Source organism: Marinobacter sp., assembly GCF_039977835.1.
Taxonomy (GTDB): domain Bacteria; phylum Pseudomonadota; class Gammaproteobacteria; order Pseudomonadales; family Oleiphilaceae; genus Marinobacter.
This window is the reverse complement of record NZ_JBDWCL010000012.1, coordinates 1-16638: the sequence shown is the minus strand read 5'-3', so window position 1 is coordinate 16638 and position 16638 is coordinate 1. Positions and strand designations below refer to the sequence as shown.

15 protein-coding genes are annotated in these 16638 nt (G+C 56.0%); 9 read left to right on the top strand and 6 right to left on the bottom strand.

The window, feature by feature from the left end:
- Window positions 1–9 precede the first annotated feature (9 nt).
- From ABJM11_RS04970 to ABJM11_RS04960, 3 genes are all read right to left on the bottom strand, one after another.
- Window positions 10–1317 (bottom strand): HD domain-containing phosphohydrolase, encoded by a 1308-nt coding sequence (locus ABJM11_RS04970; RefSeq protein WP_348296023.1) that lies wholly within the window; start codon window positions 1315–1317, stop codon window positions 10–12.
- A 179-nt stretch (window positions 1318–1496) separates the two neighbouring features.
- Window positions 1497–2102, bottom strand: coding sequence for a hypothetical protein (locus ABJM11_RS04965; protein ID WP_348296022.1), 606 nt, complete (start codon window positions 2100–2102; stop codon window positions 1497–1499).
- A gap of 16 nt (window positions 2103–2118) precedes the next feature.
- The gene (locus ABJM11_RS04960; RefSeq protein WP_348296065.1) at window positions 2119–2391 is read right to left on the bottom strand and encodes a PilZ domain-containing protein; all 273 of its coding nucleotides are present in this window, start codon (window positions 2389–2391) and stop codon (window positions 2119–2121) included.
- A 196-nt stretch (window positions 2392–2587) separates the two neighbouring features.
- Between ABJM11_RS04960 and ABJM11_RS04955 the strand changes: the two genes are divergently transcribed.
- Together ABJM11_RS04955 and ABJM11_RS04950 are read left to right on the top strand one after the other, a co-directional pair.
- Window positions 2588–3601 carry a Fe(3+) ABC transporter substrate-binding protein gene (locus ABJM11_RS04955; protein WP_348296021.1) on the top strand — a complete coding sequence of 338 codons (1014 nt, stop codon included), beginning with the start codon at window positions 2588–2590 and terminating at the stop codon, window positions 3599–3601.
- A gap of 92 nt (window positions 3602–3693) precedes the next feature.
- Window positions 3694–5382 (top strand): iron ABC transporter permease, encoded by a 1689-nt coding sequence (locus tag ABJM11_RS04950; protein ID WP_348296020.1) that lies wholly within the window; start codon window positions 3694–3696, stop codon window positions 5380–5382.
- A gap of 26 nt (window positions 5383–5408) precedes the next feature.
- Here the strand turns inward: ABJM11_RS04950 and ABJM11_RS04945 are convergent, their stop codons facing one another.
- Both ABJM11_RS04945 and ABJM11_RS04940 read right to left on the bottom strand, forming a co-directional pair.
- The gene (locus tag ABJM11_RS04945) at window positions 5409–5894 is read right to left on the bottom strand and encodes a thioesterase domain-containing protein (RefSeq protein WP_348296019.1); all 486 of its coding nucleotides are present in this window, start codon (window positions 5892–5894) and stop codon (window positions 5409–5411) included.
- A gap of 67 nt (window positions 5895–5961) precedes the next feature.
- Window positions 5962–7629 carry an AMP-binding protein gene (locus ABJM11_RS04940; protein ID WP_348296018.1) on the bottom strand — a complete coding sequence of 556 codons (1668 nt, stop codon included), beginning with the start codon at window positions 7627–7629 and terminating at the stop codon, window positions 5962–5964.
- 307 nt (window positions 7630–7936) lie between these two features.
- Between ABJM11_RS04940 and ABJM11_RS04935 the strand changes: the two genes are divergently transcribed.
- The 3 genes from ABJM11_RS04935 to ABJM11_RS04925 all read left to right on the top strand — a co-directional run bounded on the left by ABJM11_RS04935 (window position 7937) and on the right by ABJM11_RS04925 (window position 10680).
- Window positions 7937–8911: an ABC transporter substrate-binding protein gene (locus tag ABJM11_RS04935; protein WP_348296017.1), complete on the top strand. Its 975-nt coding sequence runs from the start codon at window positions 7937–7939 to the stop codon at window positions 8909–8911.
- A 61-nt stretch (window positions 8912–8972) separates the two neighbouring features.
- Window positions 8973–9875 (top strand): ABC transporter permease, encoded by a 903-nt coding sequence (locus ABJM11_RS04930; RefSeq protein ID WP_348296016.1) that lies wholly within the window; start codon window positions 8973–8975, stop codon window positions 9873–9875.
- A gap of 10 nt (window positions 9876–9885) precedes the next feature.
- Window positions 9886–10680 (top strand): ABC transporter ATP-binding protein, encoded by a 795-nt coding sequence (locus tag ABJM11_RS04925; protein ID WP_348296015.1) that lies wholly within the window; start codon window positions 9886–9888, stop codon window positions 10678–10680.
- 60 nt (window positions 10681–10740) lie between these two features.
- Here the strand turns inward: ABJM11_RS04925 and ABJM11_RS04920 are convergent, their stop codons facing one another.
- Entirely contained in the window at window positions 10741–11550 is an 810-nt protein-coding gene (locus ABJM11_RS04920) for a DUF6160 family protein (RefSeq protein ID WP_348296014.1), read from the bottom strand.
- Window positions 11551–12144: 594 nt separating this feature from the next.
- On the opposite strand from ABJM11_RS04920, the gene ABJM11_RS04915 reads away from it, so the two are divergent.
- The 4 genes from ABJM11_RS04915 to ABJM11_RS04900 all read left to right on the top strand — a co-directional run bounded on the left by ABJM11_RS04915 (window position 12145) and on the right by ABJM11_RS04900 (window position 16449).
- Window positions 12145–14283 carry an adenosylcobalamin-dependent ribonucleoside-diphosphate reductase gene (locus tag ABJM11_RS04915; protein WP_348296013.1) on the top strand — a complete coding sequence of 713 codons (2139 nt, stop codon included), beginning with the start codon at window positions 12145–12147 and terminating at the stop codon, window positions 14281–14283.
- A gap of 30 nt (window positions 14284–14313) precedes the next feature.
- Window positions 14314–15009 (top strand): NrdJb, encoded by a 696-nt coding sequence (locus ABJM11_RS04910; RefSeq protein WP_348296012.1) that lies wholly within the window; start codon window positions 14314–14316, stop codon window positions 15007–15009.
- 200 nt (window positions 15010–15209) lie between these two features.
- Window positions 15210–15656 carry a hypothetical protein gene (locus tag ABJM11_RS04905; RefSeq protein ID WP_348296011.1) on the top strand — a complete coding sequence of 149 codons (447 nt, stop codon included), beginning with the start codon at window positions 15210–15212 and terminating at the stop codon, window positions 15654–15656.
- Window positions 15657–15774: 118 nt separating this feature from the next.
- A complete protein-coding gene (locus ABJM11_RS04900) occupies window positions 15775–16449 on the top strand; it encodes a DUF4145 domain-containing protein (RefSeq protein WP_348296010.1) in 675 nt (224 codons plus the stop codon).
- The last annotated feature ends 189 nt before the right edge of the window (window positions 16450–16638 follow it).

Genomic DNA, 16638 nt, shown 5'->3' with positions numbered 1-16638 from the left:
CGGGCACCCTCAGGCGCCCACGATACGGGACAGGTTCCAGCGGGACTCCGCACCGGTAACATCGTAATGCTTAGGGTGCAGCCCTTCTGTGCCATGTGGCAGGCACTCAGCAATGGACAGAGCCTCGTCAGCGTTGCGGCCTTCGTTATACTTCGCCAGGTCCACAATCCGGGCAGACTTAAGCGGCTGCTGGGCGCGATCCGTCATCACCATCACTTTCGGCCACAAGCGGCGTTCCGGGGTATGGGAAACCACAATACCGCGCTGCCCATCCGTCAATTCAACCAGGCTGCCGGTAGGATAGACACCAATGGCCTGAATGAACTGCTCTGCCAGATCTTCCTGGAACTCGATATTACGCATGTCATAAAGCAGATTCACGGCACGGGCGGGGGTCATCGGTTCGCCGGCATCGCGCGGGCCGATCAGTGTCTCAAAGTACTCTGCCAGCCCCGCAACCTTGGCAAGCAACGGAATCCGGTCGCCGCGGATACCGTCGGGGAAGCCGGAGCCGTTGTGACGCTCCCGGTGGCCCTGCACAACACTGATAACAGCTCTTGATACGCCCGTGTCTGCCAGCCTGGCCACGCCTTTATCCACGTAACCGCGGTAAATCGCGAAATCGTCGGCGTTCAGCTTGCCCTCGTTACGGAGGATCTGTTTCGGAAGTTCCAGTTTACCAATCTGCGATAACAGGCAGCCAAGGCCAAGGTGGTTCAGCAACCCTTCATTAAGGCCAAGCTGCCGGCCGCAGACCAGGGCCCATACAGCGGTGTTGAGGGAGTGTCGGTAGGTGTAATCGTCGTGCTGTCGTGTGCGACTGAGCCAAAGCAGTGCGTCGGGGTTGCGGACCGCGCTGTCGACCATTCTGCGCGTAACCGCGGCCACTTCCCGCAAATCGGGCGTGGCTCCTTCCTGAACCGCCTGGAAAACCCGATGAAGAGACACCTCGGCGTCCATCATCACTTTTCTGGACACCTTCAGCTCTTTCTTCATGGTGGTGACGTTTTCGTAGCTGACCGGTTCCTTGATATTCAGCGGCGGCAGTTGCACGGCCTCGCGGCTGCTCCCCTTGCGCTGGGACTGACCGGCAACAAAGCGGGTGCCCGCTTTATTCTGTTCGATGCTTTCACGAGTTTCCGCTACGTCTATAACGACCCATTTGCAGTAGGTAACCAGTGAGCGGACGTCATCCTGGGAGCGGATATGGAAACCCTGGATAGGAAACGGTGTCTGGTGCCACGGGCGGTCCAGATCAGACACAAACATGCCGATTTCAAGATCCTGAACAGCTATTTTCTTTTGACGGACTCCCACGGGACACCTCTACACGTGAACGAATCGATAATCACCATTGTGAACGCCCCGGTGAAAGAGTCCATTACAATTTTGTAGTTCAGAGTAACCAGAACGCGACAGAGGGTAACGAAAACCATCAACGGGAAACAAAGTGTAGCAACGTGACAACCCTCACAATTAAACACATTGTCAGAAAACTACTGATCTTCCTCGCAGATGGCGTCGTCCAGCTCAGGGGGGCGGGTACTCAGCCTTCCTCTTGGGGACTTGCGACTGTAGATGGTGTAAGGAACTGACGAGGCACGTATATAGTCGATGTTTTCACTGTCATCACCACTGCCACGGACCGTGCTGACCGGCTGGCAAGACACCAGCAGCCCCAGGGAAGAACCAATATCGGTGATCAGCGCATCCGGGTCTGAGGGGTTGATCGCCATACAGCGGGTACCAGGCCCTGCAGGCTCGCCGGAACTGGCCAGAACATCTTCACCGCTGACACCGCACGCACGAACGCCGGTACCACAATCGGCCTGGCTCGCTTCATCGTGACTGCTATCCACCAGCCGCCACTTTCGGGTGCTGCACTGGGTTTCAACCGTCACCGGTGTGGACTTGTTGTCGGCTACCCACCAATCCGGATATTCAGCTGTCTGCCATGTGACCTTTACCTGTCGGGACTCACCTTGGGAGTTCTCGGCCGGAAACACGGCATAGTGGGTGTAGTAGGACGCGCAGCCGCCAAGCAGCAGCGGCACGACAGCAAGGCCAAAACCCAGGGAACGGTAAAAACCGGAGTACTTCATACTGATAACATCCGTATCACTGGTCTGCGAACTGCAGGCCGAATCCATCATTGGTCTTGCGCACCACCACCATGTCCAGCACCGGCGCAGGTACGGGCAACCCCTGCACCTGAACCTGCACGCTGTCCCCGATTGTCGGTTCGAATGGCTCAGCATCGACCACTATAAAAACACCACCATCGGATATGTCTCTGGTCGAGAACACAAACTCACCCAATTCTTCATGAGTCACGCGGACCTTCGCACTCATCGCTGTGCGATTGTGTATTCTGCGATCATTCCCAACCATAGTCTGTGTTCCCACCACTTTTTGCATAGTTTTTATAGTCTTCCGAAGCATAGCACCATTTTTTGAGGAATATGACAACGGCGTATTGACTCCTGCATAATCAGGAATGAGAATGGTTACTGTTTTTAAACATTGCTGAATCTCAATACAGTTCGGCAAACCACCTCTTACCGCAAAAAACAAAGGAAGGTACAACATGCGCACGAAACTTGCCGCTACCGCGATCGCAGTAGCCTGTGCCCTGCCCATGCAGGCCAGCGCCGATGGCGAGGTCAACATCTACTCTTACCGCCAGGCTTATCTGCTGGAACCGCTCCTGAACGCCTTTGAAGAAGACACCGGCATCGAGACCAATGTGGTTTTCGCCAAGAAAGGACTGGCAGAACGCCTGGAGCGCGAAGGCCGTAACAGCCCGGCCGATCTGGTGATGACAGTTGATATTTCCCGTCTCAATGAGCTGGTTGAGCGTGACCTTGTGCAAAGCGTCGACAACGATACGCTTGAGGAAAACATCCCGGAAAACCTGCGTCACCCGGACGGAAAGTGGTTTGCACTGACGACTCGCGGCCGCCTGATCTTCGCTTCCAGGGAGCGTGTTGAAGAAGGTGAGATCACCACCTACGAAGAGCTGGCCGACGACAAGTGGAACGACCGCATCTGTACCCGAAGCGGCAAGCATCCGTACAACATTGCCCTGTTCTCATCAATGATCGCCCACCACGGCGAAGAAAAGGCGCAAGAATGGCTGGCCGGCCTGAAAGACAACCTGGCGCGCAAGCCACAGGGCGGTGACCGTGACCAGATCAAGGCCATCCACGCGGGTGAATGTGACCTCGCGATCGGCAACAGCTATTACTACGGCAACATGCTGAACGATGAAAACCAGCGCGAGCAGGCGGAAGCCGTGCGCCTGGTATTCCCCAACGCTGACGGCCGTGGCACGCATATCAACATCAGCGGTATCGCGCTGACCAACAGTGCCCCCAACCGTGACAACGCCGTTCGCCTGATGGAGTTTCTCTCCACACCGAAGGCACAGAGGATCTACGCCGAAGCCAATACCGAATACCCGGCCAACCCCGAAGTCAAACCTTCTGGTATTGTCGCAGAATGGGGCGAGATCAATCCGGATGACCTGTCCCTGCAGGAAATTGCCGAGCACCGCAATGCTGCGGTAAAGATGGTGGATCGCGTTGATTACGACAACTGATCAAGCGCTTCACCCCAAAAAAGCCGGGACGTTGGTCCCGGCTTTTTTGTACAATCGCGACCCTGTGATTTTCATGAACCCCAAGGGAACCTATGACCGAGGCCATCACCGCTGACCAGACCGGAGCAGACAGCCCCCTGCTGGCCAGGCGAACCTCGAAACGCTGGCTGATAACCGCAGCACTCACCACGGCCATTGTGGTGCTTCCGGTTCTGTCGGTCATTATCCTTGCCCTGTTTCCCGACGAAAACATCTGGCCCCACCTGCTGGACACCACTCTTCCCCGCTACCTGACGACCACCCTGCAATTGATGGCCGGCGTAGCCGTGATCACCCTGACCATTGGCCTTGCCACCGCCTGGACCGTCACCATGTGTGAGTTCCCCGGGCGCAGGTTCTTCGAGTGGGCCATGTTGTTGCCTTTTGCCGTACCGGCCTACGTGATCGCCTATGTATACACCAGCCTGCTGGATTACGCCGGACCGGTTCAGACCGCCCTGCGGGAATGGTTTGGCTGGCGTAACGCCGCGGATTACTGGTTCCCCGAAATTCGCAGCCTGGAAGGGGCCACGCTGATGATAGGCCTGGTGCTCTACCCTTACGTCTACCTGCTGGCACGGGCGGCCTTTCTGGAGCAGTCGCCGTCATTGTTTGCCGTCAGCCGCAGCCTGGGCCACTCGGCGCTGAGCACGTTTTTCAGGGTGGTCCTGCCCATCGCCCGCCCAGCCGTTGCCGTGGGCCTGTCGCTGGTCATGATGGAGACACTGAACGATTTCGGTACCGTGGACTTCTTTGCCGTCCAGACCCTCACCGCAGGGTTGTTCGACACCTGGATGAACCTTGGCAACCTGGGCGGTGCCGCGCAGATTGCCACCACCATGTTGGCTTTCGTGGTTATCCTGGTCACCCTTGAGCGATACTCCCGCCGCAAACAGCAGCAATTTGCAGCGCGGGACAACCGCGACCCCATTCGCCGCTTCACCATGTCATTCCCGCGCCAGCTGATCTGCGTGGCAGTCTGCGCCCTGCCGGTTATTTTCGGCTTCCTGCTGCCGGCCATCACCCTTGGTCAGTATGCCTGGGAATACTTTGACGAAAGCTGGAACAGTGACTTCATCCGCAACACCCTGAACAGTCTGTTCCTGTCCGGCACCGCCGCCCTGACAACGCTGATTGTTGGTGTCACCCTTGCCTACAGCCGCCGGCTTCACAACACCCGCGGCATGCAGATCATGATGCGGCTATCCAGCCTGGGTTATGCCATGCCTGGTGCGGTGCTTGCGGTGGGCGTGATTGTGCCACTGGCGGCTTTCGACAATCACGTGGACAGCATCATGAGAGACACCTTTGGCGTCAGCAGCGGGTTGTTGCTCAGTGGCTCTGCGTTCGCCCTGATATTTGCCTATACCGTACGTTTCCTGGCGGTATCGGCGGGCAGTGTGGAAAGCGCCCTGCAGAAAATTACGCCGAGCATGGACATGGCGTCCAGGTCGCTTGGGCACACGCCCGGGCAAACTCTGGTCAAAGTGCATCTCCCCATGCTCAGGGGCACACTGATTACCGCGGCCCTGGTGGTGTTTGTGGATGTTATGAAGGAGTTGCCGGCCACGTTGATTCTGAGGCCCTTCAATTTTGAGACGCTGGCCACTTACGTGTATCAGTTTGCCTCGGATGAACAGTTGGCCCACAGTGCGCTGCCAGCGCTGATCATTGTCCTGGCAGGCATTATCCCGATTATCCTGATGAGCAAGTCCATCTCCGGTACCCGCAGCATCAGCTGAGGTCGTAAGGCGGGTTTTCAGGCCTGCTAAATGACCGGCCTGGAATGGGCTCCCTGAACCACGAACCGCCCCTGGAACACCGCCACAGGCTCACTGACAGGCTCGGTTGAGGGCTCGCCACAGTAGACTTCAGCAATCAGAGACAACCGCCCCTTGCCGTGGCGCGCAAGGCTCTTGCGGAATCGTTCCGGAATCTCACCACCGGGTAGGCGGCACAGGGCATAGAAGTCCCCTTCCACCGGTTCGATGTGCTCGATTTCTCCAACCTGTATCACCACATTGCCGGCGAGCCCCAGGTCGGACAGAACAAGCTCGACCAGACCCCAGGCTGAAATCACCGCAACGGAGTAGACACTGCCGCCGAAACCGGTGCCCTGATGGTTGTGGTTCGGCGCGAGGGGGGCGCTGACCAGCAAAGCGTGGCCGTCGTAAGAAAGCAATTCCACACCCAACGCTTCCGAGAGCGGAATCATGTTGTAAATGCGTTTCTGAAACCGGGCTAACTGAGTCATATTCCCTCCTGAATATGGACTCAGTTTATGCCCGTTTCAACGCTTTCCCTATGCGACTAACGTCGGTTTACTGCCAGATGACAGGCTCGCGTTTGGCGTACCAGCTATCGACTTTTTCCCCGTAAGCATCCTCAACCACATTGCGTTTCAACTTGAGCGTTGGGGTCAGGAAGCTGTTCTCGATGGACCACTCGTCACTTACCACGGTAATGAACGCCAGCTGCTCGTGGGGATCAACCGTCTTGTTCACGTCGGAAATCAACTGCTTGAAGCTAGCCTCGATTTCGCGGCGGAATGCCTCGTCTGCCATCTTCGGGCGAATCTCCTCGCCCAGCATGACCAGTGCGTGGGGCTGGGTCTGGTTGGCGCCGGACACACACACCATCTCGATGGCTTCGTGGGACATCAGGCGGTTCTCGATCGGCGCCGGAGCAATATACTTGCCCTTGCTGGTCTTGAAGATCTCCTTGATGCGGCCAGTGATCTTAAGGCGGCCCATCTCGTCAAGCTCCCCCTTGTCGCCGGTTTTCAGAAAACCGTCTTCAGTGAAGGTTTCGCGGGTTTTCTCTTCGTCCTTGTAGTAGCCCATCATGGTGGCCGGGCTCTTCACCAGTATTTCGCCGACATCGGAAATCTTCACTTCCACTCCGGGCAGCGCTTCGCCGACATAACCGGTGCGCGAGCGGCCCGGCTTGTTCATGTGGGAATAGGCAAAGTTCTCGGACATGCCGTAGCCTTCCAGCAGCTCCAGCCCCAGGTTGCGGTACCAGTCCAGCACATCGTGGGACAACGGAGCAGAACCACTGCCGGCCAGCTTGACCTTGTTCAGGCCGAGGCCCTTGAGCACCTTCTTCTTGATCAGCCTGTTCAGCAGGGGCACCTTCAGCAACTTGTCGAGCTTCTCTTTCGGCAGCTTCTGCAGCACTCCGTGCTGGAACTTCACCCACAGGCGCGGCACAGAGAGGAACAGCGTGGGCTGGGCACGTTGCAGATCCTGAACAAAGGTATCCAGAGACTCCGCGAAGAAAAGCTGAAACCCGGCGTACAGGGAAGCGAGCTCCACAAAGGTCCGCTCAAAGACATGAGCGAGGGGCAGATAGGACAGCATGCGTTCGCCGGAACCGACTTTCAGCACTTCCATACCGCCTTCGGCAGCAAAGGCCATATTGCCGAAACTCAGCATCACACCCTTCGGGCGGCCCGTGCTGCCCGAGGTGTATACAATGGTGGCCAGCTCATCAGCATCACGCCGGGGGTTCTCTTCCAGCGGCGGGAATTTGCCCACTATGTCGTCCCAGGTTTCAAAATCATTGGGCGGGCTCAGGGGGTAGGAAACGCAACGCACACGCTCCGGCACGCCGGACTTCATCATGTCCCAGTCGTCCAGCTTGCCAACGAACAGAACCTCGCATTCGCTGTGCTCAAGAATGTAGTTCACGGTATCCGCGTTCAGTGTGGGATACAGCGGCACGGAAATGTGGCCGGCCATCCAGATGGCCCAGTCCGACATGATCCACTGGGCGCAGTTCTTGGAGATAATCCCCACCCGGCTCTTTTCCGGCAGGTTGAGGGACTTGAGGTAGGAGGCCATGCGGCGGGCTTCGTCCACCGCGCGTTTCCAGGTGTATTCAACAACCTTGCCGTCGCCAATAGGCTGGGTCATATACAGGGAATCCGGCTTGGCCGATTCCCAGTGATAGAGCATATCCAGGGGGAGTTTATTGGTGGTGTCCATGGACCTTCCTTGCAATGTGTTATTCGAGTTATCGGGTTATTCTTGTAAGGGGTTTCGCGTATTCGACTTTAGTAGCCTATTTCAACACAACATTACCCGTCAAAACGTGATGCATATAGAACTATTCCGCATCACACTTATTCTAGCGCCGGATTATCCCCCTGAAATTGACCAATAAGGTACCTTCCCGTACCCCGCAAGCCAATAGCCTGTGATAAACTCCCGCCCCATTATTAAACGGGCGTTCGACGCTCACGCAGCATTTACGTCACACCACGCATTTTGAACTGACTCGGGAGACCGGCTTATGGCCAACAGAATTCTGCGCACGCTGCTGGGTACTGCCCTGCTTGCTTTCGCTGCAATGGTCCATGCTGATGAACAGCGTGTGGTTGCCATCACCCAGATTGTGGAACATCCGGCACTGGACGCAGTTTACCAGGGAGTCAGGGACGAGCTTGAGGAACAGGGGTACAAAGAGGGCGACAACCTGCGCATCATGCACGAAAGCGCCCAGGGCAACGCCGCCATCGCCTCTCAGATTGCCCGTAAGTTTGTGGGTGAACGCCCCGATGTTATCGTTGCCATTGCCACGCCATCGGCCCAGACCATGGCCGCTGCTGCCCGCAAAACACCGGTGGTCTTTTCAGCTGTTACCGATCCCGTGGGTGCCAAACTGGTCAAAAGCCTTAAAGCCCCCGGCGCCAACATCACTGGCGTAACCGACATGCTGCCCATTGAAAGCCACCTCGACATGCTGGAGCGTGCTGTTCCAGATGCCAAGCGTATTGGCACCGTTTACAATCCCGGGGAAGCCAACTCAGTGGCGCTGATAGACATGATTGAAAAGCGCATGGAAGCCCGTGGCATGGAACTGGTAAGAGCTGCCGCTACCAAGACCTCGGAAGTGCTTGGTGCCGCCCGCTCGCTGGTAGGCAAGGCAGACGCCATCTACCTGACCACCGACAACACCGTGATCAGCGCCGTAGAGGCCGTTATCTCCGTTGGTGAACGTGCCAGCATCCCGGTATTCGCCGCAGACACGGCGACGGTCAGCCGCGGTGCCGTTGCCGCACTCGGGTTCGACTACTACGACCACGGCCGCCAGACCGGCACCATGGTCGCCCGCATCCTCGAAGGCGCCAACCCCGGCGATATGGATGTGGAATCCGTCAGCACCCTGGAACTGTTCGTAAACCCCGCTGCTGCAAAGCGCATGGGCATTACCCTGGCCGACGACCTGATCAGCGACGCGAAAGAAGTCGTAAACAGCGACCAATAACACACTGTTCACGGGCAGCCTCACAAGGGCTGCCTGTTTTCCTTTACGGTGAATCTTCCTCATGCTTAGCAATATTGCCTTTTACGGCGCTATCGAAACCGGCCTTATTTACGGGCTGGTTGCCTTCGGCATCTACATCTCCTTTCGCGTGCTCGACTTCCCGGACCTGACGGTAGACGGCAGCTTTCCCCTGGGCGCCGCTGTAGCGGCAGTCCTTATCATCGAGGGCGTGAATCCCTGGCTGGCAACCGGTGCTGCCGTCATCGCCGGTATGGGCGCCGGAGCGGTGACGGCATTGCTCAACGTTAAGCTCAACATCCTCAACCTGCTGGCATCGATCCTCACCATGATTGCGCTTTACTCGGTGAACCTGCGGATCATGGGCCGACCAAACATTGCGTTGTTGACCGAGGAAACCGTTCTCACGCCCTGGTACGACCTGGGCCTTGCCTTCCATCAGGTGCCCGTGGTGCTGTTCACACTTGTAGTTCTGGTGGGGCTGGTGCTGTTGTGGCGCTTCATGAAGTCAGAAACAGGCCTGGCCATGCGGGCGACCGGCGCCAACCCGAGAATGGCCCGGGCTCAGGGCATTGCCACCGGCGCCATGATTGTTCTGGGTGTGGCGCTGTCCAACGGACTGGTAGGCCTGGCTGGTGCCCTGTTCGCCCAAAGCCAGGGGGCGGCGGACGTGACCATGGGTGTGGGGGTCATCGTGATTGGCCTGGCTTCGCTGATCGGTGGTGAAGCCGTACTGACACCCTCCAGCGTTGTGCGGGCCCTGATTGCCTGTGTCATCGGCGCGATCGTCTACCGCCTCGCCATTGCCCTGGCACTGAACGCGGACTTCCTGGGCCTGCAGGCACAGGATCTGAACCTTATAACCGCGGTACTGGTGACCCTGGCCATCGTACTGCCCGGTGTTCGCACGTCCGTTGCGGCGCGGCTTACCCGCAACAAGGCCTGAAGGGGGACCCATGATTACAGCAACAGATCTGAAGCTGACCTTCGGCAAGGGAACGCCCCTCGAAAACCCGGCCCTGCGCGGCATGAGCCTGACCGTTAACCAGGGTGAGTTTGTCACCGTTATCGGCAGCAATGGCGCCGGCAAGTCCACCTTTCTTAACGCCCTGGCCGGCGAAGTCATGGTCGACAGCGGGAAGATCATCGTGGACAACCAGGACGTCACCAAGTTGCCGACCTATAAAAGGGCAGGCAGTGTCGCGCGCGTGTTCCAGGACCCGCTCGCCGGCACCTGCGAAGGCCTTACTATTGAAGAAAACCTCTCGCTGGCCATCAAGCGTGGCCAGCGGCGGGGGTTGAGTGCCGCGGTCAAAGCCCGTTACCTGGACCAGTTCAAAACCAGTCTGGCCTCACTCAATCTGGGCCTTGAAAATCGCCTGGGCGACAAGATGGGGCTGCTCTCCGGCGGCCAGCGCCAGGCCGTAAGCCTGCTGATGGCCAGCCTGACACCCTCCGCCATCCTGCTGCTGGACGAACATACCGCGGCACTGGACCCGAAAACCGCCGCCTTCGTACTGGACCTGACCACACAGATCATTGAAGAGCAGAAACTCACTGCACTGATGGTCACGCACAGCATGAAACAGGCCCTGGAAGTCGGCGAGCGCACAGTAATGCTCCATCAGGGCCAGGTGGTGTTCGATATTGCCGGCAAAGACCGCGAAGGACTGGAAGTGAAAGACCTGCTGGAACTGTTCGAGAAGCAGCGCGGGCTGGAAATTACCGACGACAGCCTGCTACTGGGATAGGAAACCGGCTACACGGGTCGAATGGCATTGCCTTTTATCATCCCGTGTAGCCAAAAAGGGTCAGTGGCCGTAGATACGCATGGCGGTATTGGTAATCGCCAGGTTATCCAGTGCTACTGAGCCAATAGACGTGCCGCCTATCAGTACACCGCCGATTCTCATATCAGCTTCAAATGTGTGCAGGTCCACTGCAAGTACTTCAGTGCCAGCCGCGTTGGCCGATTTGTAGATGTCCATATCCACATTTGCGAACACCCTCAACGGTTGTGGCGCAGAAAGATCATAATTAGCGCCGGTTAGCTGAAGGTCCCGAATTCCGAGTGCCAGGAATGGCACATCAAAATCTAGATCATCTATCGCGATATCGGTCAAAAGATTGAGCTTATCGGTGGCAGTATCAATCCGAATAGTGCCAGAACCAATAAGCATGTCCATATTGAAGTTATCAAGTATCGTCGTACTGCCTCCAGTGCCCGTAAGGTTCCAGGCTCCAGTCCGCATCTGGAAATCCACTGCGTTGAAGCTGATTGGCAGGAGGTTGATGATGGCATCACCGTCCTGGGCAATATCAATGTTGATCCGGATATTGTCCAGCCGGTCAGTCGCCTGCCCATTAAGGTTCAGGTTCATTTCTGAGAACATATCAGTCCGATTCGCACCACCAACGAAGATATCGTTGATTTCCAGCGAGCCTTCATCGGTATAGATAAAGCGGTCAATGTTCAGCTTGGTTTCCAGCTCAATGGTCACACCAGCCTGGCCAGTGATATTACCCATCACACTGTCATCCAGCATGACTATGTCTGCCATAGCAGCAGCAGGAAACCCTGCGACGCCCAGCGCAAGCAGTGTTCGTTTCAGGCCTTTCATTGTTATGTTCCTTTTTAGTAGTTGTCCTTCCTGTGGGCCACTACAACATACGACTCCACACACCTACTTTAACGACAGGTATAAAACGGGTACGTGCATCGGTCACAATTAACCGACTTTATGAACTTTTTTTCAGGTTTTTTCTGCACACTTTTTAACCACAACATCTAGTGGTTTCTGCCAACAGCCCTCAACACAGCGTTTTCACAGGCAATTCGGGATTTTCAAGCATTCCTTCATTGATTTTCTTACGCTTTGAGCCGCAATCTATAGTTGTCTTCTTATTCACAGACCACTATATCCTGTTATACTCATCCCATATTCACCCATATATAGGGTTTCCCTCGCGTGCCGGCCGAAACCGGCTTTCAAAAGGCGCAACGAGGGAAACGGGGTGATCGTCTTTCCTGAAACCCCGCCATCACGCCCTTTCTGGTGCGGATAGCGGGGCAGAAGAACACCAGATCTAGTGTTTGAACGGATCTGAAGCAACACAGCCTGCCGGGCTGCGCACATTTTAACGACACACATGAGGTATGGCCGGCTGCGGTTTGCAGCGGTCATTAACAGAAATACCGGACATCCGAGGTAGTAATGAACGCTAAAGCACAGGCCGTGATAACAACAATTCCAATGCAGGAAGCTTCGCTGGACATCTGGAACAGCAAGTATCAACTGAAAACCAAGACCGGTGAGCCGGTCGATAAGGACATCGAGGCGACCTACCAGCGCGTTGCCACTGCCCTCGCCCAGGTTGAAAACAAGGCCGACCGCGCCAAGCACATGAAAGAGTTCGCCTGGGCGCTTCGCCACGGCGCTATCCCGGCGGGCCGTATTACCTCCAATGCCGGTGCAGAGGCCCATAAACCGGCCACCTCCACCATCAACTGCACCGTATCCGGCTCCGTTCAGGATTCCATGAACGACATCCTGGAGAAAAACCACGAAGCCGGCCTGACCCTGAAAGCAGGCTGCGGCATTGGTTATGAGTTCTCCACCCTGCGCCCGAAAGGTGCTTATGTGGCCGGCGCCGGTGCCACCACCTCCGGCCCGCTGTCGTTCATGGATATCTTCGATCGCATGTGCTTCACCGTGTCTTCCGCCGGTGGCCGCCGCGGTGCCCAGATGGCCACCTTCGATGTGCACCACCCGGACGTGATCGACTTCATCCAGGCCAAACGCGAAGACGGCCGGCTGCGCCAGTTCAACCTGTCGCTGCTGATCACCGAAGACTTTATCGAAGCCGTACGTAACGGCGACGACTGGCACCTGTCTTTCCCGGTTACCCAGAAAGAAGTGGAAGACGAGGGCCTGGACCTGTCCGACTCCAGCCAGTTTGTGTATCGCGACTTCCCGATCCAGAAAGGCTACGTGGTCGATGGCAATGGCATGGTCGCGTGCAAGATCTACCGCACCCTGAAAGCCCAGTTCATCTGGGACACCATCATGACCAGCACCTACGACTACGCCGAGCCGGGTTTCATCCTGATCGACAAGGTCAACCAGATGAACAACAACTGGTTCTGTGAAGATATCCGCGCCACCAACCCCTGCGGCGAGCAGCCCCTGCCCCCTTACGGCAGCTGCCTGCTGGGCTCCGTGAACCTGACCATGTTCGTGGACTACCCGTTCACCGACAAGGCCAGCTTCAACTATGAGAAGTACCGCAAGGTGGTAGGCATCTTCACCCGCATGCTGGACAACGTGGTGGAAATCAACGGCCTGCCGCTCGAAGAGCAGCGCCACGAAATCACCTACAAGCGCCGCCACGGTATGGGCATCCTCGGCCTGGGTTCCACCCTTGCCATGCTGCGCATGCCTTACGGCTCCCCGGAATCCGTACAGTTCACCGAAGACGTTGTACGTGAAATGGCCGTGGAAGGCTGGCGCCAGTCCCTGGCCCTGGCCGAAGAGAAAGGCCCGGCGCCGATCATGGACGACGAGTTCGAAGTAACCCCCAAGATGCTGACCAAGTGCCCGCAGCTGTCCAAAGACGGCTATAAGCTGGGCGACAAGCTCAAGGGCAAGGTGCTGCACGCCAGGTACAGCAGGTACATGCAGCAGATTGCCGGCGTGGAGCCAGAGCTGATCGAGCAACTGGCGGAGAAAGGTGGCCGCTTTACCCACCACACCTCCATCGCGCCTACCGGCACCATCAGCCTGTCACTGGCCAACAACGCCAGTAACGGCATCGAGCCGAGCTTCTCGCACCACTACGCGCGCAACATCATCCGCGAAGGGCGCAAGACCAAGGAAAAAGTCGACGTCTTCTCCTTCGAACTGCTGGCGTATCGCCACCTGGTCAACCCAGGCGCCATGCCCTTCTCCGAAGAAGAAGACAAGCGCCTGCCCCACTACTTCACCACGTCTGAAGATGTGACGCCGGCGCAGCACGTGGACATCCAGGCCGCGGCACAGCTTTGGGTGGACTCGTCCATTTCCAAAACCGCCAACGTGCCCCAGGACTTTGCGTACCCGGACTTCAAAGACATCTACATGTACGCCTACGACAAGGGCCTGAAGGGTTGCACCACCTTCCGCTTTAACCCGGAAGCTTTCCAGGGCGTACTGGTCCAGGAAAAAGACCTCGAGAACACCCTGTACGAGTTCACCCTGGACGATGGCAGCAAAGTGACCCTCAAGGGCAACGAAGAAGTGGAATACGACGGCGAGATCCACAACGCCGCCAACCTCTTCGATGCGCTTAAAGAAGGCACTTACGGCAAATATTGATCCGGTACAACCGACACAGGACACAACACCATGACCGTTAAAATCAGCAACAAAATCGTCGGCTACCGCGTCAAGAAAGCCGACCCAGTAGCCAGCGAACACCAGCCACCGGTGCAGGCGGAAACCAAGCCCGTTCAGATGAACGAATACATCGAGCGGCCGGATTTCCTGCTGGGCACGACCTACAAGATCAAGCCGCCGATCGCCGAGCACGCGATGTACATCACCATCAACGACATCCTGCTCAACGAAGGCACCGACCATGAAAGCCGGCAGCCGTACGAAGTGTTCATCAACTCCAAGTCGATGGAACACTTCCAGTGGGTTATCGCCCTCACCCGCGTAATCTCTGCGGTATTCCGCAAGGGTGGCGACGTAACCTTCCTGGTGGAAGAGCTGCGCAGCGTGTATGACCCCAACGGCGGCTACTTCAAGAAAGGCGGCGTATTCATGCCCTCCCTGGTGGCAGAAATCGGCGCCGTGATCGAGAAGCACCTGAAGGCCATCGGCCTGCTGGAAAGCGAGGAAATGAGCGAAACCACCAAGCGCATCCTCGCCGAAAAGCGCGCCGAATTCGAAGCCAGCCACAGCACGGCCACGAACGACGACAAAGCCAGCGACTTCCCGCCCAACGCCACTATGTGCGGTAAGTGCAGCACCAAGGCGGTGATCGTGATGGACGGATGTGCGACCTGTCTGTCTTGTGGGGATAGTAAGTGTGGTTGAGGTGATTGACTACACTGAGTGACGAGAAGGCCTGAAGTGAAAGCTTCGGGCCTTTTTTGTGTTGGGAAATTTGATCGCTATGATCGAATAATCGCTGAAAGCAGCAAAAACCGTCGTGGTGACCGTTTTTATCGAAGCTCCGAGACAGGTTTTGGAATTCAGGCCATTGATTTTATAGAGCTTTTGGTTAGATTGGCACAATGGTCATTCTGGATAATTGGTCGGGGAAAATGGTCATCGCGACCACTATACAAATGTTAACTGGAAAGGCGATGATGCCAAACGTCATATTCATTGTTTACGTTTTTGCTTGGGCGTGCGCGATCAGATTTAATCCAGTAGGGCCCGATTACATAATTGCCTTTGTCATGGTGGTGCCTTTTCTAGCGGCAATTTTCCCAATGCTCTTGTTCGGTACTCGGCTGCCTCCAGGCTATGAACGCACATCAATGCGGGAAGTGAAGCACGCCCCTTTAAAATTCATCGTGCCTGGCACACTATTTTCTGGTTCTCCAATTTTTTATTTGGTGAACTCGAACTTCCCAACAAGCATTGATTTTTTGTTGGGAGGGCTATCGATAGTCATTGGGTCGTTTTTGATAGTTTATGCACATAAAAACAAAGTAAAGCCGAGGATTTTTCTCTAGCGGCTTTATTTCCAGTTAACAAGGCGCAGCAGTTCGCGGCCGGTGGCCGCCGGACGCCCTTTCCGTGGCTCCTTCGTCGCCACTCCAAGGTCGCCGCTGTGCTTCGGCGTTAAGAGTAATGGAGAAAAATTTGAAGGCTCACTGTAATACCTGCTTGAGAGAAACAAATCACTCTCTTCTTCATGAAGAGGAGCAACCTTGGAGTGAAGAAGTCGGGTATAACCAGCTCATTTACGGGGCCGAAACCTTCAATATGATAAAGTGCTGTGGCTGTGATAGCGTTAAGCTAATGCACAATAGTTGGTTTTCGGAAATGGTTGATGAGAGTGGTCAACCATATATAGAGACCAATTATTATCCCCCCGCTATATCCAGAGCAGAACCAAAATGGCTTTCCGATGTACTCGGACCTCTTTCATCGACCAATGATGTTTTCATTGTTGATCTCTTCCGGGAAATATATTCTGCTTTGCATAACAATTCTCGCAGACTGGCTGTCATGGGTATCAGGGCGCTAATCGAGCACTTAATGATTAGGGAAGTGAAAGACAACGGCTCGTTTAAGAAAAATATTGAGGCCTTTCAGGATGCCGGCTATCTCTCAAAAAAACAGCGTGAAACCATTGAACCAATACTTGAAGCAGGGCATGCGGCCATTCATCGGGGTTACGAGCCAAGCCCAGAAGACGTGTTAACGGTTGTTGAAGTAACTGAGAGCTTGGTTGAAACGATTTATGTGCATTCAAAAAAGGCAAGCAAACTAAAAGCCCGTGTGCCTGGGCGTACGAAGTAATCTCTTAACAAGTCACGGAAGGCGGACGCGTGAGACGCGCCGCTTCGTTCAGCGTTGAGGCTGTAGAAAAACCCCGAAATCTCCACCCCGGTTTGGTAGGATCAGGCAAACGGACAAGGAGTCGTTGGCATGCCTCGCTTCAAGCATTACAACTACGACCAGAGCGCCATGGTCGTGATCAACTACCAG